This is a genomic window from Pseudomonas sp. TH49, from assembly GCF_016650625.1.
Taxonomy (GTDB): domain Bacteria; phylum Pseudomonadota; class Gammaproteobacteria; order Pseudomonadales; family Pseudomonadaceae; genus Aquipseudomonas; species Aquipseudomonas fluorescens_H.
Map to the genome: position 1 here is coordinate 2,022,252 of NZ_JAEKFL010000002.1, position 16,653 is coordinate 2,038,904.

General features: G+C 60.4%; 14 protein-coding genes. 10 read left to right on the forward strand and 4 right to left on the reverse strand.

Translation table 11 applies throughout. The features are described from left to right. Positions 1 to 51: 51 nt before the first annotated feature. Positions 52 to 1,386 (forward strand): substrate-binding domain-containing protein, encoded by a 1,335-nt coding sequence (locus JFU48_RS26310; protein WP_003223713.1) that lies wholly within the window; start codon positions 52 to 54, stop codon positions 1,384 to 1,386. Positions 1,387 to 1,517: 131 nt separating this feature from the next. Here the strand turns inward: JFU48_RS26310 and JFU48_RS26315 are convergent, their stop codons facing one another. After that, positions 1,518 to 2,747 (reverse strand): acyl-CoA dehydrogenase, encoded by a 1,230-nt coding sequence (locus tag JFU48_RS26315; RefSeq protein WP_003223710.1) that lies wholly within the window; start codon positions 2,745 to 2,747, stop codon positions 1,518 to 1,520. A gap of 157 nt (positions 2,748 to 2,904) precedes the next feature. Here JFU48_RS26315 and JFU48_RS26320 point away from each other — a divergent pair, with 157 nt between their 5' ends. The 3 genes from JFU48_RS26320 to JFU48_RS26330 all read left to right on the forward strand — a co-directional run bounded on the left by JFU48_RS26320 (position 2,905) and on the right by JFU48_RS26330 (position 5,480). Next, entirely contained in the window at positions 2,905 to 3,834 is a 930-nt protein-coding gene (locus JFU48_RS26320) for a LysR family transcriptional regulator (protein WP_201138155.1), read from the forward strand. Between the two features lie 197 nt (positions 3,835 to 4,031). Beyond that, a complete protein-coding gene (locus JFU48_RS26325) occupies positions 4,032 to 4,433 on the forward strand; it encodes a MerR family transcriptional regulator (protein ID WP_007951507.1) in 402 nt (133 codons plus the stop codon). Positions 4,434 to 4,580: 147 nt separating this feature from the next. After that, positions 4,581 to 5,480 carry a hydroxymethylglutaryl-CoA lyase gene (locus JFU48_RS26330; protein ID WP_003223706.1) on the forward strand — a complete coding sequence of 300 codons (900 nt, stop codon included), beginning with the start codon at positions 4,581 to 4,583 and terminating at the stop codon, positions 5,478 to 5,480. Positions 5,481 to 6,146: 666 nt separating this feature from the next. Here the strand turns inward: JFU48_RS26330 and JFU48_RS26335 are convergent. Next, on the reverse strand, positions 6,147 to 7,844 hold the full coding sequence (locus tag JFU48_RS26335; RefSeq protein ID WP_201138156.1) for an AMP-binding protein: 1,698 nt from the start codon (positions 7,842 to 7,844) through the stop codon (positions 6,147 to 6,149). A gap of 208 nt (positions 7,845 to 8,052) precedes the next feature. Between JFU48_RS26335 and JFU48_RS26340 the strand changes: the two genes are divergently transcribed. From JFU48_RS26340 to JFU48_RS26355, 4 genes are all read left to right on the forward strand, one after another. Continuing rightward, positions 8,053 to 9,216: an isovaleryl-CoA dehydrogenase gene (locus tag JFU48_RS26340; RefSeq protein ID WP_003223703.1), complete on the forward strand. Its 1,164-nt coding sequence runs from the start codon at positions 8,053 to 8,055 to the stop codon at positions 9,214 to 9,216. A gap of 13 nt (positions 9,217 to 9,229) precedes the next feature. Next, positions 9,230 to 10,837: a carboxyl transferase domain-containing protein gene (locus JFU48_RS26345; protein ID WP_003223701.1), complete on the forward strand. Its 1,608-nt coding sequence runs from the start codon at positions 9,230 to 9,232 to the stop codon at positions 10,835 to 10,837. A gap of 119 nt (positions 10,838 to 10,956) precedes the next feature. Beyond that, positions 10,957 to 11,772: a gamma-carboxygeranoyl-CoA hydratase gene (locus tag JFU48_RS26350; protein ID WP_003223699.1), complete on the forward strand. Its 816-nt coding sequence runs from the start codon at positions 10,957 to 10,959 to the stop codon at positions 11,770 to 11,772. Next, a complete protein-coding gene (locus JFU48_RS26355; protein ID WP_201138157.1) occupies positions 11,772 to 13,721 on the forward strand; it encodes an acetyl/propionyl/methylcrotonyl-CoA carboxylase subunit alpha in 1,950 nt (649 codons plus the stop codon). Before JFU48_RS26350 ends, JFU48_RS26355 begins: the two co-directional genes overlap by 1 nt. A gap of 39 nt (positions 13,722 to 13,760) precedes the next feature. On the opposite strand, the gene JFU48_RS26360 is transcribed toward JFU48_RS26355, so the two are convergent. Further along, a complete protein-coding gene (locus JFU48_RS26360) occupies positions 13,761 to 14,420 on the reverse strand; it encodes a LexA family protein (RefSeq protein ID WP_003223693.1) in 660 nt (219 codons plus the stop codon). A 131-nt stretch (positions 14,421 to 14,551) separates the two neighbouring features. Here JFU48_RS26360 and JFU48_RS26365 point away from each other — a divergent pair, with 131 nt between their 5' ends. After that, on the forward strand, positions 14,552 to 14,890 hold the full coding sequence (locus JFU48_RS26365) for a DUF6124 family protein (RefSeq protein WP_003223691.1): 339 nt from the start codon (positions 14,552 to 14,554) through the stop codon (positions 14,888 to 14,890). 225 nt (positions 14,891 to 15,115) lie between these two features. Here the strand turns inward: JFU48_RS26365 and JFU48_RS26370 are convergent, their stop codons facing one another. Then, positions 15,116 to 15,280, reverse strand: a complete 165-nt coding sequence (locus tag JFU48_RS26370) for a hypothetical protein (protein WP_157160359.1) — start codon at positions 15,278 to 15,280, stop codon at positions 15,116 to 15,118. 96 nt (positions 15,281 to 15,376) lie between these two features. On the opposite strand from JFU48_RS26370, the gene JFU48_RS26375 reads away from it, so the two are divergent. Further along, the gene (locus JFU48_RS26375; RefSeq protein ID WP_003223690.1) at positions 15,377 to 16,528 is read left to right on the forward strand and encodes a M14 family metallopeptidase; all 1,152 of its coding nucleotides are present in this window, start codon (positions 15,377 to 15,379) and stop codon (positions 16,526 to 16,528) included. Positions 16,529 to 16,653: the final 125 nt, after the last annotated feature.

Here is a 16,653-nt window from a genome sequence, read left to right on the forward strand (position 1 = left end):
GCACCTGACTTAATCTCCCCGGCAATCCCCTTGGCCTGATTCGGTGCCGGCATGACCCTGCGTGTTCTGTTCGCTTTTCTGTCGAGTGCATGGCTGACGGTCAGTGCCGCCGCCCTGCCCATCCCTGAAAACGGCCCAGCGCTACGTATTCAGGGTTCCAACACCATCGGCGCCGATCTCGGCCCGGCGCTGGTCGAAGGTTTTCTGCAGGACCAGGGTCTGCTGAAAATCCACCGCGAAAACCCCGATACCGCCAACGAACAACACATCGTCGGCCAGACAACCGAGGGCAAACGGGTGGTAGTGGAAGTCGCCGCCCACGGTTCCAGCACCGGCTTCACTGCACTGAAAACCGCCAGCGCCGACCTTGCCGCCTCCTCCCGTCCAATCAAGGACAGCGAACTGCTGGGCCTGCAATTTCTCGGCGACCTGAAAAGTCCCGCCGCCGAACAGGTGATCGCCATCGATGGCCTGGCGATCATTCTCAATCCCGCCAACCCGCTGCAGCAACTGGACACCGAGCAACTGGCGCGGATATTCGCCGGCGAGGTGAAAACCTGGGAAGACCTCGGCGGTCGCGGAGGTGCGATTCATTTGTATGCGCGGGATGATCAGTCGGGCACTTACGACACGTTCAAGGAACTGGTGCTGGGCCGTCGTGGGAAAAGTCTGAGTTCCACTGCGAAACGCTTCGAATCCAGCGAGCAATTGTCCGATGCGGTGAGCAGCGATCCGCAAGGTATCGGTTTTATCGGTCTGCCTTATGTGCGCCAGGCCAAAGCCGTGGCAATCGCCGATGGCGCATCGCAATCGATGTTGCCGCTCAATAGTCTGATCGCGACGGAAGACTATCCGCTGTCCCGCCGCTTGTTCTTTTATCTACCGCCCAGCAACCAGAATCCCTGGGCGTCAGCACTGGTGGCCTTTGCGCAAAGCCCACAGGGCCAGAAGATCGTCGCGGCCAATGGTTTCATCAGCCAGACCGTGCGTGCCATGACCGTCACGCCGAATGCGCTGATGCCCGAGGGTTATCAATCCCTCAGCCGTCACGCCCAGCGTCTGACGGTGAACTTCCGCTTTGAGGAAGGCAGCGCGAATCTGGACAACAAGGCACGGCAGGATCTGGCGCGGGTGCTCGACTATATAAAGCGCCACGACAAGACCGAGCGCGCGGTGACGCTGGTGGGGTTTGGTGACGAGAAAGACGACCCGGCACGGGCCGATCTGCTGTCGAAGCTGCGGGCGATGGCGGTGCGTCGCGAACTGGTGAAAAACGGCGTGGTGCTGCGCGAGGTACGCGGATTTGGCGCGCAGATGCCGGTGGCGACGAACAGCGCGGATGAAGGCAGGATCAAGAATCGGCGGGTTGAGGTTTGGGTGTACTGAATCTGATGCAGGTGTGCTGGATGCATGGGCCCCTTCGCGAGCAAGCCCGCTCCCACTTTTGATCGCATTCTTCCAGTCGGAATGCGGTCGAATGTGGGAGCGGGCTTGCTCGCGAAGCCGGCGACGCGGTCTTAATGACCGCTACGCAGCATCTCTTTCGGCACGTACTTGCCGATCTCGAACTTGCCGATCGCCGCGCGGTGCACTTCGTCCGGGCCGTCGGCCAGGCGCAGGGTGCGCTGCATGGCGTACATGTAGGCCAGCGGGAAATCATTCGAGACTCCGGCTCCGCCGTGAATCTGGATCGCCCGGTCAATCACCCGCAGGGCCACGTTCGGCGCGACGACCTTGATCTGTGCGATCTCGCTCTTCGCCACTTTGTTACCGACGGTGTCCATCATGTACGCCGCTTTCAGGGTCAGCAGGCGCGCCATGTCGATTTCCATCCGCGAGTCGGCGATCTTGTCGACGTTACCGCCCAGACGTGCCAGCGGTTTGCCGAACGCGGTGCGGCTCACCGAACGCTTGCACATCAATTCCAGTGCGCGTTCAGCCATGCCGATCGACCGCATGCAGTGGTGAATCCGCCCCGGGCCAAGGCGACCCTGAGCAATTTCAAAGCCGCGCCCTTCACCGAGCAGAACGTTTTCGTACGGCACCCGCACGTTGTCGAACAGCACTTCGGCGTGTCCGTGCGGTGCATCGTCGTAACCGAAGACTGGCAGCGGACGGACGATTTTCACCCCGGGGGTGTCGACCGGCACGAGGATCATCGAGTGCTGCGCGTGGCGCGGTGCGTCAGGGTTGCTCAGGCCCATGAAGATCAGAATCTTGCAGCGCGGATCGCAGGCGCCGGAGGTCCACCACTTCTTGCCGTTGATCACCCACTCGTCGCCATCGCGCACGGCGCGGGCGGCCATGTTGGTGGCGTCGGACGAGGCCACGTCAGGCTCGGTCATGGCGAACGCCGAGCGGATCTCGCCGCGCAGCAGCGGTTCGAGCCAGCGCTGTTTCTGTTCTTCATTGGCGTAGCGCACCAGCACTTCCATGTTGCCGGTGTCCGGCGCCGAGCAGTTGAAAGGCTCCGGCCCGAGCAACGACCGGCCCATGATTTCCGCCAGCGGTGCGTATTCGAGGTTGGTCAGCCCGGCGCCGAGTTCCGACTCAGGCAGGAACAGATTCCACAAACCTTCGGCCTTGGCCTTGGCCTTGAGCTCTTCCATGATCGCGGTCGGCTGCCAGCGATCACCCTCGGCAACCTGGCGTTCGAACACGGCTTCGGCCGGGTAAACGTAAGTGTCCATGAACGCGGTCACGCGCTCACGCAGTTCTTGCACCTTGGGCGAATAAGCGAAATCCATGAGCAATTACCTTCTATGGGCAGAGGTTGTTCAGATCATGCAATCGATGCTAGAACAGCGTTGATAATCTACCTAGCCTATTCTCGGCGTGTATAAACATTCATCACCGATATATGATCCGCTGATCGTCAGCCCCTAGAACAAGAGAAGCCGCGTTATGAATCTGAGTAAGGTCGACCTCAACCTTTTCATCGTCTTCGACGCGATTTACACCGAAGCCAACCTCACCCGCGCCGGGCAGATTGTCGGGATCACCCAGCCGGCGGTGTCCAACGCGTTGGCGCGGTTGCGCGAGACCTTCAACGATCCGCTGTTCGTGCGCACCGCCCAAGGCATGGTGCCGACGCCGATGGCGCAGAACATCATCGGTCCGGTGCGCAACGCGCTGTCGTTGCTGCGGGTGTCGGTGCAGGAGAGCCGGATTTTCAACCCGGCGCAGGCGGTGAAGACTTATCGCATCAGCATGACCGACCTCACTGAAGCAGTGATTCTGCCGCCGCTGTTCCAGCGTTTGCGGCGTCTGGCGCCGACGGTGATCATCGAGAGCTTTCTGTCCAAACGCCGCGAGACCACCAAGGAACTGGCCGCCGGACGCCTGGATTTCGCCGTGGATGCACCGCTCAACACCGACCCGCAGGTGCGCCACGTCAAGCTGATGGAAGACCGTTACGTCTGTGCGATGCGCAAGGGCCATCCGCTGGCGGGCAAGGAAAAACTCAGCCTCGATGATTACCTGTCGCTGACTCACATTCACATCTCCAGCCGCCGCAGCGGTCTGGGTTATGTCGATCTGGCGCTGGGCAAAATGGGCATTCAGCGCAAGATCGCCCTGCGCTCGCAGCATTACCTGATGGCGTCGCAGGTGATGCAGCAGACCGACATGGTGATGACCGTGCCCGAGCGTTTCGCCCGGCGTAATGACTTGCATGCATTCAATCTGCCGGTCAACGACGTGCCCCCGGTGGAGACCCACCTGTACTGGCACGAGAGCACCGATCAGGACCCGGCGAACCGCTGGATGCGCGAGCAGATGATCGAGTTGTGCCAGCAGGTGACGGCGCAGGAGAAGAAGCTGGATAAGGTGTAAGGCTGGCAACCGCGTTATCGTTCTTCGCGAGCAGGCTCGCTCCCACATACGACCGCGTTCCACCAGATGGAACGCGATCAAATGTGGGAGCGGGCTTGCTCGCGAAGGGGCCATCCCTCACAGCACACATCTTGAACCTTGACGTAAACGTCAACTCGCCATTAGCTTAGCGCCAAGACCTTTTTCCGAGCGCTTTCATGAGCAGCCAGACCTACAGCATTTCCGACCTCGCCCGCGAGCTGGACATCACCACCCGGGCGATCCGCTTTTATGAAGAACAAGGCCTGCTCAGCCCCGAGCGCCGAGGCCAGGAACGCATCTACTCGCCACGCGACAAGGTCAGCCTGAAACTGATCCTGCGCGGCAAGCGCATCGGTTTCTCGCTGGCCGAGTGCCGCGAACTGATCGAACTCTACGACCCGTCCAGCGGTAACACCAAACAGCTCAACAGCATGCTGGCGAAAATCAGCGAACGCCGCGAACAGCTCGAGCAGCAGTTGCTCGACATCGAACAGATGAAACTGGAACTCGATACCGCTGAAGAGCGCTGTGTGCAGGCGTTGGAGCAGACACTCAAGAGCCAGCAAGTAGCGCAGTAATCAGCCACAACTCATTCCCTGTGGGAGCGGGCTTGCTCGCGAAGGCGGAGTGTCAGGCGACAAATTTTGTATCTGATACACCGCATTCGCGAGCAAGCCCGCTCCCCCAGGGACCTCATGTAATTCCGAAAATGAGCAGGTCAACCCATGTCCCTCCCCTCCCAAGTACGCCTGATCGAAGTCGGCCCGCGCGATGGCCTGCAGAACGAAGCCCAACCGATCAGCGTCGCTGACAAGGTGCAACTGGTCGACGCTCTGAGCGCCGCCGGTTTGGGTTATATCGAAGTCGGCAGTTTTGTCTCACCGAAATGGGTGCCGCAGATGGCCGGCTCCGCCGAGGTGTTCGCGCAGATCCAGCGCAAGCCCGGCGTGACCTATGGCGCACTGGCGCCGAACCTGCGCGGCTTTGAAGACGCGCTCGCTGCCGGCGTGAAAGAAGTCGCGGTGTTCGCCGCTGCGTCCGAGGCGTTCTCGCAGCGCAACATCAATTGCTCGATCAGCGAAAGCCTGGCGCGCTTCGCGCCGATCATGGAAGCCGCGAAACAGCACGGCGTTACCGTGCGCGGTTACGTGTCCTGCGTGCTCGGCTGCCCGTATGAAGGCCAAGTCGCGCCGGAACAAGTGGCGATGGTCGCCCGCGAGTTGTACGCGATGGGCTGCTACGAAGTGTCCCTCGGCGACACCATCGGCACCGGCACCGCAGGCGCCACGCGGCGGTTGTTCGAAGTGGTGTCGGCGCAAGTGCCACGGGAAAAACTCGCCGGCCATTTCCACGACACCTACGGCCAGGCGATGGCCAACATCTACGCCAGCCTGTTGGAAGGCATCGCGGTGTTCGACAGCTCTATCGCCGGCCTCGGCGGCTGCCCGTACGCCAAAGGCGCGAGCGGTAACGTCGCCACCGAAGACGTGGTGTACCTGCTCAATGGTCTGGGCATCAAGACCGGTATCGACCTGGATGCCTTGATTGCGGCGGGTCAGCAGATCAGCGCGGTGCTCGGTCGTCCGAGCGGTTCGCGTGTCGCCAAGGCTCGCAGCGCACAGTGAGGGCGAAGGTGTTACCGCTGTGTCCGAAACGTGGGCATAGACGAGTAACACGGAAACAAATTGTCTGGTTTGCCCTGAAGGAAAAATCCTTCAAAAAACTCAAGCAATTGATTTATAAGGGTTTTTAAAAGTTGGCACGGCTTCTGCTATCTCTATGGCATAACAAGAATAAAAAGCAGCAAACCAATAAAAATAAGACGTACCGACTCTGACATAACAAAAACAACACGGCAGAGACGCAGCTAACAGATTTTTTTGGAGAAGGTGTGCTTTTCAGGGTGCTCTCAGGAGTGACCCGCAACCGGGCAGAGAACAATAAAACTACCTTCAGGTAGCTCCCGAATCGGTTGGATCGTTTAACGAGAAAGCAGATCAGCGCTCAAAAAAATACGTTTGCTCTTGACCCCGGATGGGGGTCGCCAAAAACAGCGGTAAAGGGCCACGGTTGCCAAAAACAACAACAGACCGCCCCTCAATAATAAGAAAGAGCACGCGACGACAAAATTAAAGGGGAGCTTCGGCTCCCCTTTGTGCTGTCTGTGATTCCTGAAAATACTCTATCTCCATTGTGGGAGCGGGCTTGCTCGCGAATGCGGTGTATCAGGTACACATTTGTCGCCTGACACTCCGCATTCGCGAGCAAGCCCGCTCCCACAGGGGTGGTGGTTACCGTTCGATTGTTTTTAACTCCTCGATACTGATCTCACGCATCCGGAATTTCTGGATCTTCCCCGTCACCGTCATCGGAAACTCTTCGACGAACTTGAAGTGCCGTGGCGTCTTGAAGTGCGCGATGCGCTCCTTGCACCAGGCTTGCAACTCCAGTTCGGAAGCATTGTGGCCGGGGTGGAATTTGATCCAGGCGACAATTTCCTCACCGTAACGCGAGCACGGAATGCCGATCACCTGCACATCCGCCACCGCCGGGTGGGTGAAGAAAAACTCCTCCAGCTCACGCGGGTAAATGTTCTCGCCACCCCGGATGATCATGTCCTTGTTGCGCCCGGCGATGTTCACGTAACCCTCATCGTTCATGCTCGCCAGATCGCCAGTGTGCATCCAGCCTGCCTCATCAATGGCTTCGGCCGTGGCTTGCGAGTTGTTCCAGTAGCCGAGCATCACGCTGTAACCGCGGGTGCAGAGTTCACCGATGGTGCCGCGCGGCACCAGGTTGCCGGCCTCGTCGATGATCTTGCTTTCCAGTTGTGGCTGGGTGCGACCGACAGTAGTCACGCGCAATTCCAGTTCATCGTTTGGCCCGGTTTGCAGCGACACCGGGCTGGTTTCGGTCATGCCGTAGGCGATCTGCACTTCGCTCATGTGCATCTCGCTGATAACCCGACGCATGACTTCGATCGGGCAAGTCGCGCCAGCCATGATCCCGGTGCGCAGACTCGACAGATCGAATTCGCCACGCAGCGGTTGATCAAGCATGGCGATGAACATGGTCGGCACGCCGTACAGGCCGGTGGCTTGTTCTTCGGCGACGGTTTGCAGGGTCAGTAACGGGTCGAACGCGTCGTTGGGATAAATCATGGTGCTGGCGTGGGTGATACAGCCGAGGTTGCCCATGACCATGCCGAAGCAGTGGTAGAGCGGCACCGGGATCACCAGGCGGTCGCTCGGGGTCAGGCCGATGCTTTCACCGACCATGTAACCGTTGTTGAGGATGTTGTAGTGACTGAGGGTCGCGCCCTTGGGGAAACCGGTGGTGCCGGAGGTGTACTGGATGTTCACCGGCTGATCGAAGTGCAGGCTGTCGCTGCGCTCACGCAACTGTTCGGGCGAAACACTGCTCGCCAGATCGGCCAGTTGCGACCACGGCAGGAAGCCTGATGGAGGCTGCGCATCGAGGCTGATCACCCCGCGCAAATCCGGCAGACGCTCGCTGCGCAACTGGCCGATGGATTGCTCTGCCAGTTCCGGCACCTGCCCTTGCAGCATGGCGTGGTAGTTGGAGGATTTGAACGCGCCGGCGCAGACCAGCCACTGGCAACCGGACTGCTTGAGCACGTATTCCAGTTCGGAGCTGCGGTAGGCCGGATTGATGTTGACCAGAATCACGCCGATCTTCGCCGTGGCGATTTGCGTGATGCACCACTGCGCACAGTTCGGCGCCCAGATACCGAGCCGATCCCCCGCCTGCAAACCCAGCGCCAGCAACGCTCTGGCGTGCAGATCGACGCTATCGGCCAGTTGCTGCCAGGAGTAGCGCAACTGCTGATGACGCACCACCAGCGCCTCGCCGTGGGGGTGTTGCGCGACAGTCTGGTCGAACTTCTGCCCGATGGTCATCGCCAGCAAGGCTTTGTCCTGGGAACCACGGGTGTAGCTGCGCTGCGGGTTTGCACTGGGTTGATCCATGACGACCCCTATTGTCTTTATTAGTGGGTTTACCGGAGCTCACTTCAACAAGTCTGTCCGCTTTCAATCTTGAACTGCCCCTACTCTCGCTCAAGTTGACGTTAACGTAAAGGGTGATTGACAGCCATTCACCACAGGCTTACGTTAACGTAAAGGTGAGAGCCATTGACCGCCCTCCCCACCCTACAAAAAAGCCAAAAGGTGACCCATGAGCTACCCATCCCTGAACTTCGCCCTCGGTGAAACCATCGACATGCTGCGCGATCAGGTTCAGTCCTTCGTCGCCGATCAGATCGCCCCACGCGCTGCGCAGATCGACCGCGACAACCTGTTCCCCGCCGACATGTGGCGCAAATTCGGTGACATGGGCCTGCTGGGTATCACCGTGCCGGAAGAGTACGGCGGTGCGGGTCTGGGTTACCTGGCGCATGTGGTGGCGATGGAAGAAATCAGCCGTGGCTCGGCCTCGGTGGCGCTGTCCTACGGCGCGCACTCCAACCTCTGCGTCAACCAGATCAACCGCAACGGCAACCACGAACAGAAAAGCCAATACCTGCCGAAGCTGATCAGCGGCGAACACGTCGGCGCCCTCGCCATGAGCGAGCCAAACGCCGGTTCCGACGTGGTCTCGATGAAATTGCGCGCCGACAAACGCGGCGACCGCTTCGTGCTCAACGGCAGCAAGACCTGGATCACCAACGGCCCTGACGCCAACACCTACGTGATCTACGCCAAGACCGACCTGGAAAAAGGCCCGCACGGCATCACCGCGTTCATCGTCGAGCGCGACTGGAAAGGCTTCAGCCGCAGCAACAAGTTCGACAAGCTCGGCATGCGCGGCTCCAACACTTGCGAGCTGTTCTTCGATGACGTCGAAGTGCCGGAAGAAAACATCCTCGGCGTGCTCAACGGCGGCGTGAAGGTGTTGATGAGCGGCCTCGACTACGAGCGCGTCGTGCTCTCCGGCGGCCCGACCGGGATCATGCAGTCGTGCATGGACCTGATCGTGCCGTACATCCACGACCGCAAGCAGTTCGGCCAGAGCATCGGCGAATTCCAGCTGATCCAGGGCAAGGTTGCCGACATGTACACCCAGCTCAACGCCAGCCGCGCCTACCTGTATGCAGTCGCTCAGGCCTGCGAGCGGGGCGAAACCACGCGCAAGGACGCCGCCGGGGTGATCCTCTACACCGCCGAGCGCGCCACACAAATGGCCCTCGACGCGATCCAGATTCTCGGCGGTAACGGCTACATCAACGAATTCCCCGCCGGGCGTCTGCTGCGTGACGCCAAGCTGTACGAAATCGGCGCGGGCACCAGTGAGATCCGGCGCATGCTGATCGGCCGCGAACTGTTCAACGAAACCCGCTAAAACGGAGCTGCACATGGCTATCCTGCATACCCAGCTCAATCCCCGTTCAGCGGAGTTCGCCGCCAACAGCGCGGCGATGCTTGAACAGGTCGACGCGCTGCACACCCTGCTCGCCCAAGTGGCGCAGGGCGGCGGCGCGAAAGCCCAGGAACGTCACACCTCGCGGGGCAAGTTGCTCCCGCGCGAACGCATCAACCGCCTGCTCGATCCGGGCTCGCCGTTTCTCGAGATCAGCCAGCTCGCCGCGCACGCGGTGTATGGCGAAGACGTTCCCGCCGCGGGCGTGATTGCCGGGATCGGCCGGGTCGAAGGTGTCGAGTGCATGATCGTCGCCAACGACGCGACAGTGAAAGGTGGCTCGTACTACCCGCTGACCGTGAAAAAACACCTGCGCGCGCAGACCATCGCCCAGCAGAACCGCCTGCCGTGCATCTATCTGGTGGACTCGGGCGGCGCCAACCTGCCGCGTCAGGACGAGGTGTTCCCGGATCGCGAGCACTTTGGCCGGATCTTCTTCAACCAGGCCAACATGAGCGCCATGGGCATTCCGCAGATCGCCGTGGTCATGGGCTCCTGCACCGCTGGCGGCGCGTATGTACCGGCGATGGCTGACGAAGCGATCATGGTGCGCAATCAGGCGACGATTTTCCTCGCCGGCCCACCGCTGGTGAAAGCCGCGACCGGTGAAGTGGTCAGCGCGGAAGATCTTGGCGGTGCCGACGTGCACTGCAAGATTTCCGGGGTCGCCGACCATTACGCCGAGAGCGACGAGCACGCCCTCGCCCTCGCCCGCCGCAGCGTCGCCAACCTCAACTGGCGCAAGCTCGGCGAGCTGCAGCAGCGCACGCCGATTGCGCCGCTGTACGCCAGCGACGAGTTGTACGGTGTGGTTTCGGCCGATGCCAAGCAACCGTTCGATGTGCGCGAAGTGATTGCACGACTGGTCGACGGTTCGGTGTTCGATGAATTCAAGGCGCTGTTCGGCACCACGCTGGTCTGCGGTTTTGCGCACTTGCATGGCTACCCGATCGCGATCCTCGCCAACAACGGCATCCTCTTCGCCGAAGCCGCGCAGAAAGGCGCGCACTTTATCGAACTGGCCTGCCAGCGTGGCATTCCGCTGCTGTTCCTGCAGAACATCACCGGGTTCATGGTCGGCCAGAAATACGAGGCCGGCGGCATCGCCAAGCACGGCGCAAAACTGGTGACCGCCGTGGCCTGCGCCAAAGTGCCGAAATTCACCGTGATCATCGGCGGTAGCTTCGGCGCCGGTAACTACGGCATGTGCGGCCGCGCTTACGATCCGCGTTTCCTGTGGATGTGGCCGAATGCGCGCATCGGCGTAATGGGCGCCGAGCAGGCCGCGGGCGTGTTGGTGCAGGTCAAGCGCGAGCAGGCCGAACGCAGCGGCCAGACCTTCAGCGCCGCGCAGGAAGCCGAGATCAAGCAACCGATCCTCGATCAGTACGAAGAGCAGGGTCACCCCTACTACTCCAGCGCACGGCTGTGGGACGACGGCGTCATCGACCCGGCGCAGACCCGCGACGTGCTGGGCCTGGCTTTGTCCGCGTCGTTGAACGCACCTATCGAACCGAGCCGCTTCGGCGTGTTCCGGATGTGATGCTTTTTTGTGGGAGCGGGCTTGCTCGCGAAAGCGGTGTATCAGTCGACGTATCCGCAACTGACAGACCGTCTTCGCGAGCAAGCCCGCTCCCACAAGAACCGTGGAGACGGAAGAATATGAGCGACTTCAACACCCTCGAACTGCACAACGATCCTCGGGGTTTCGCCACCCTGTGGCTCAATCGTGCGGAAAAGAACAACGCGTTCAACGCCGAAATGATCCGCGAACTGATCCTCGCACTGGACAAGGTTGCCAGCGACGCCAGCCTGCGTTTCCTTCTGCTGCGCGGGCGTGGCCGGCACTTCAGCGCCGGCGCCGATCTGGCGTGGATGCAGCAATCGGCTGAACTCGATTACCACACCAATCTGGACGACGCCCGCGAACTGGCGGAGCTGATGTACAACCTCGCCAAGCTGAAAATCCCGACCCTGGCCGTGGTGCAGGGTGCGGCGTTCGGCGGTGCGCTGGGGCTGATCAGTTGCTGCGACATGGCAATCGGCGCCGACGATGCGCAATTCTGTCTGTCGGAAGTGCGCATTGGTCTGGCGCCGGCGGTGATCAGTCCGTTCGTGGTGCAGGCCATCGGCGAACGTGCGGCGCGTCGTTATGCGCTGACTGCCGAGCGCTTCGGTGGGCAGCGGGCGCGGGAAATCGGTTTGTTGTCCGAAAGCTACCCGGCCGCCGAGCTTGATCAAGCCGTCGAACAATGGATCGACAACCTGCTGCTCAACAGCCCCGCCGCGATGCGCGCCAGTAAAGATCTGCTGCGCGAAGTCGGCAACGGCGCGCTGACCCCGGCCCTGCGCCGTTACACCGAAAACGCCATCGCGCGCATCCGCGTCAGCCCCGAAGGCCAGGAAGGCCTGCGCGCCTTTCTGCAAAAACGTGCGCCGAGCTGGCAAGCCGCAACCACCACCAAGGAGCCGCGTTGATGAGCGCACCTGTTCTCACCACCCTGCTGGTGGCCAACCGCGGCGAAATCGCTTGCCGGGTCATGCGTACCGCCAAGGCGCTGGGCCTGACCACCGTCGCCGTGCACAGCGCCACCGACCGCGAAGCGCGGCACAGCCGCGAAGCGGATATCCGCGTTGATCTCGGCGGCAGCAAAGCCGCCGACAGCTACCTGCAAATCGACAAACTGATCGCGGCGGCCAAGGCCAGCGGCGCGCAGGCGATTCACCCGGGTTACGGCTTTCTGTCGGAGAACGCCGGCTTCGCCCGTGCCATTGAACAGGCCGGACTGATTTTCCTCGGCCCGCCCGCCTCGGCCATCGACGCGATGGGCAGTAAATCCGCGGCCAAAGCGCTGATGGAAACCGCCGGCGTGCCGCTGGTGCCGGGCTATCACGGCGAGGCGCAGGATCTCGAAACCTTCCGCGAGGCCTGCGCACGCATCGGCTATCCGGTGCTGCTCAAGGCCACGGCCGGTGGCGGCGGTAAAGGCATGAAAGTCGTCGAGGACGTCAGCCAACTGGCCGAAGCCCTGGCCTCGGCACAGCGTGAAGCGCAGTCGTCGTTCGGCGATTCGCGGATGCTGGTGGAGAAATACCTGCTCAAGCCGCGTCACGTGGAAATCCAGGTGTTCGCTGACCAGCACGGCAACTGCCTGTACCTCAACGAGCGTGATTGCTCGATCCAGCGCCGGCACCAGAAAGTCGTCGAAGAAGCCCCGGCCCCGGGCCTGCCCCCGGAACTGCGCCGGGCCATGGGCGAAGCGGCCGTGCGTTCGGCGCAGGCAATCGGTTATGTCGGCGCGGGGACCGTGGAGTTCCTCCTGGATGCACGTGGCGAATTCTTCTTCATGGAGATGAACACGCGCCTGCAGGTCGAGCACCCGGTCACCGAAGCGATCACTGGCCTCGATCTGGTGGCGTGGCAGATTCGTGTGGCGCGTGGTGAAGCGTTGCCGATCACGCAGGATCAGGTGCCGCTCAATGGCCATGCGATTGAAGTGCGGCTGTATGCAGAGGATCCGTCGAATGATTTCCTGCCCGCCACCGGGCGTCTGGAGCTTTACCGCGAATCGGCCGCAGGGCCGGGGCGGCGGGTTGATAGCGGGGTTGAAGAAGGTGACGACATTTCGCCATTCTACGACCCGATGCTCGGCAAGCTGATTGCCTGGGGCGAGGATCGCGAGCAGGCGCGGCTGCGCCTGTTGAGCATGCTCGATGAGTTCGCGATTGGCGGTTTGAAGACCAACATCAACTTCCTGCGGCGGATCATTGCGCATCCGGCATTTGCCGCTGCGGAGTTGGACACCGGGTTTATTCCGCGTTATCAGGAAACGCTGCTGCCGGCTGCGGGTGAACTGAGTGATGGGTTCTGGAATACGGCAGCGCAGGCTTTCGCGCAGAGTTTGCCGGGTACTGTTCGGGCGGATGATCCGGGGTCGCCGTGGGCGTTGAACAGTGGTTTGCGCGCCGGTCTGCCGGCAGAAGTCACTTTGCATTTGAGCTGCGAGGGCCAGGATCGGGCGCTGACGCTGAATAGCTCAGGCAACGCCACACTGTCCGGTGAAGCACTGGTGGTCGAGCACGACGGCGTACGCCGTGTCCTGCGGGCAATTCGTCAGGGCGATTCGCTGTACCTGCAATGGGACGGCGAGTTGCGGCGCATTCAGGCGTATGACCCGATCAGCGCCGTCGACGCCAGCCACAGCCATCAGGGCGGTCTGACCGCGCCAATGAACGGCAGCATCGTGCGGGTATTGGTGGAGGCCGGGCAGTCGGTCGAAGCCGGTGCGCAACTGGTGGTGCTGGAAGCGATGAAGATGGAGCACAGCATCCGCGCGCCCCATGCGGGAGTGATCAAAGCGCTGTATTGCCAGGAAGGCGAAATGGTCGGCGAAGGCAGCGCTTTGGTTGAACTGGAAGCCGTGTAAATGGGAGATCGATCCTACGCAAAACGAGGATCGATCTGACTAGAAACGCGCCGTAGCCTGAACCACCACGCCGATGATTCGACACTCGTCGGTCAACAGGGCTTTGGGCCAGGTCGGATTGAGCGGTACCAGGTAACGCTGGCCGCCCTCTTCGTCCAGTTTGCGAAAGATCGCCTCATCGCAACCTTGCCACTGGGCAATTACCAGTTTGCCGGGCACCGCTTCCACTTCCGGATCGACCAGGATCAGCATGCCTTCGGCGATGCTCTGGCCCGAAGGTGCGGTCATCGAGTTTCCCGTCACTGTCAGCCAGAACGCCGCGCCACGGGCGTGATAATCCGTCAGTTCGAAACGCTGCTTGTCAGGCGTCGCGGCGTAAGTCGTGGATGCACCTTCACGCACTTCGCACGGGGTGTGCCAGTCGCTGACCGGATAGCGGAAATACGGGTTGTACTTCTGCGCCAGTGGCATCTCGTCATCGTCGACTTCCTGCGGTTCGCGAATCACCAGCACCACTTCCAGGAAGTCCATGCCCAGCGCCTGCAACACGCGGTTCATTTCCGTAATGCCCGGCTCGCGACGTTTGTTCAGCCAATGGCCGATCCCGCCCTGGGACATGCCGACGCGCTCTCCGAGCTCTGTTTGAGTGATTTTGAGTTCACTCATCTTGGCCTTGACCAACTCAATCCATTTATCCATGTGCGGCACCTTACTCGGCCCGCCTTCGGCCGGCAAAACACATATTGTAGTATTTAAATTCTGGTCACAACTACGCATCGTACTATGCTGAAAGCACGGACTTTCAATCGAACAAGGAGTGACCCTTCACCATGAATATCAGCAGTAAAGACTTGCCCGACCTGCAAATGGACACCACGTTCACCTCCCCTCAGGGCAACGCAGCAGCGCAGCGAGCACTGGACTATTACTTGAAACCAGCTGTGTCAGAACCCGAAGTCGACGAGCGTTTTTTCGATGTGAAACGCCACCTCAGTGGCGAAGAGGCTCTGGTGCACGCCTCGGATCTGCTGCGCTGCGCAGCCGCCACCGCCTTCAAGGCAGCCGAAAACCTGCAAGGCGCAAGCCGTGACCTGGCATTTTCGGTGGTACATATGGTGGATATGGCACGAGCGATGGTCGACCATTCAATTGATGGCGAGCAGCTCTGACGAACACGGAAATAGGACGGACAGGAAAGAATTTTCCAATCGCGCAGATAAAAACATTTGACTTGCAAATGATAATGATTATTATTATTATTGCAAGCAGCTGGTCGCGAGATCAGTCGATGGAACAGAGACCTTAGGTCGGTCTCTGAACTATCTCCTCATCAGGCTAATCACGGTTTTTGACCCGGCTTTTTGCCGGGTCTTTTTTTTGCCCGTTTTTCGGGCTTATGGCTTCAGGCTAATGAAGTCTTTGGATGCTGCAAATTCGATGGCGCGGATAATATCAAAAGAATATCGCTTGGCAAGCTCAGCCCGGCCAGATTGGGGCAAACCAATGACAATTAGCACTTGAGAATCAATTGCACAGTCTCTAAGCTGCTTGCGCGTCATGGAAGACGCCCCCCACCGCAAGCCGCAATTTCCCTCGGTTTCCCTCCAGTCTTGCGTGTAAAGTAGCCGCCATAAAAATCATATTCAGGAATCGATATGACCGTGGCCAAATCTTCGTTCGACATCAGCGCCAATTTCGACAGCGGCAACATCCAAGTCATCGACATCTCCAATCCGCTCAACCCGGTTCTGGCCATTCGCCCCGATACCCGCAGCGCGCATTTTCAGTGGTTCCACTTCAAGGCCAGCGGCCTGCATGTTCATCAGGAACACTGGTTTCGCCTGGTCAACGCCAGCCAATCCTCTTACAACAAAGCCTGGACCGGCTATCAGGCCGTCGCTTCCTACGATCACGTCAACTGGTTCCGCATTCCCACCAGTTTTGAAGGCGACAGCCTGCGCTTTTGCCTCGAAGCCGAGCAAACCCATGCCTGGTTCGCCTACTTCGAACCCTACAGCCGCGGTCGTCACGACTGGCTGATCGAGCAGGCGCTGACCAAGGCCGGCACCGAACTGCTGGCCACCGGCAAGAGCGTCGAGGGTCGTGATATTCAACTGTTGCGCAAGGGCAGCGGTGCCGAAGGTCAGCGCAAAGTCTGGATCATCGCGCAACAGCACCCGGGCGAGCACATGGCCGAATGGTTCATGGAAGGCGTGATCGAGCGCCTGGAACGCCACGACGATCCCGTGCTGAACACGCTGCTCGCCAGTGCCGATCTGTATCTGGTGCCGAACATGAACCCGGACGGCGCCTTCCACGGTCACCTGCGCACCAACGCCATGGGCCAGGACTTGAACCGTGCCTGGCAGAGCGCCAGTCAGGACGTCAGCCCCGAAGTACTTTTCGTACAGCAGCAAATGGAAAAGTACGGCGTCGATCTGTTCCTCGACGTACACGGTGATGAGGAAATCCCCCACGTGTTCACCGCCGGTTGCGAAGGCAACCCGGGGTACACGCCGCGCATCGAGAAGCTCGAAGAGCATTTCCGCACCCACCTCAAACACACCACCAAAGATTTCCAGACCAAGTACGGCTACACCCGCGACGAACCGGGCCAGGCCAACATGACCCTGGCCTGCAACGCTGTCGGCCAGAAATACGACTGCCTGTCGCTGACCCTGGAAATGCCGTTCAAGGATCACGATGACCATCCGAACAAAGAAACGGGCTGGTCCGGCAAGCGCTCGAAACAGTTGGGCAAGGACGTGCTGACCACCATCGCCGACATGGTCGATACCCTGCGCTGATCCCTCCCCCGCTCCAACCAAAGATCGCAGCTGTGTCTGCGATCTTTTTTTTGCGCGATCAACCGCCACGACCAACAAGGTTGCAAATTAAAACCAGAATGCTTACCGTGATTCTGGTTTTAATT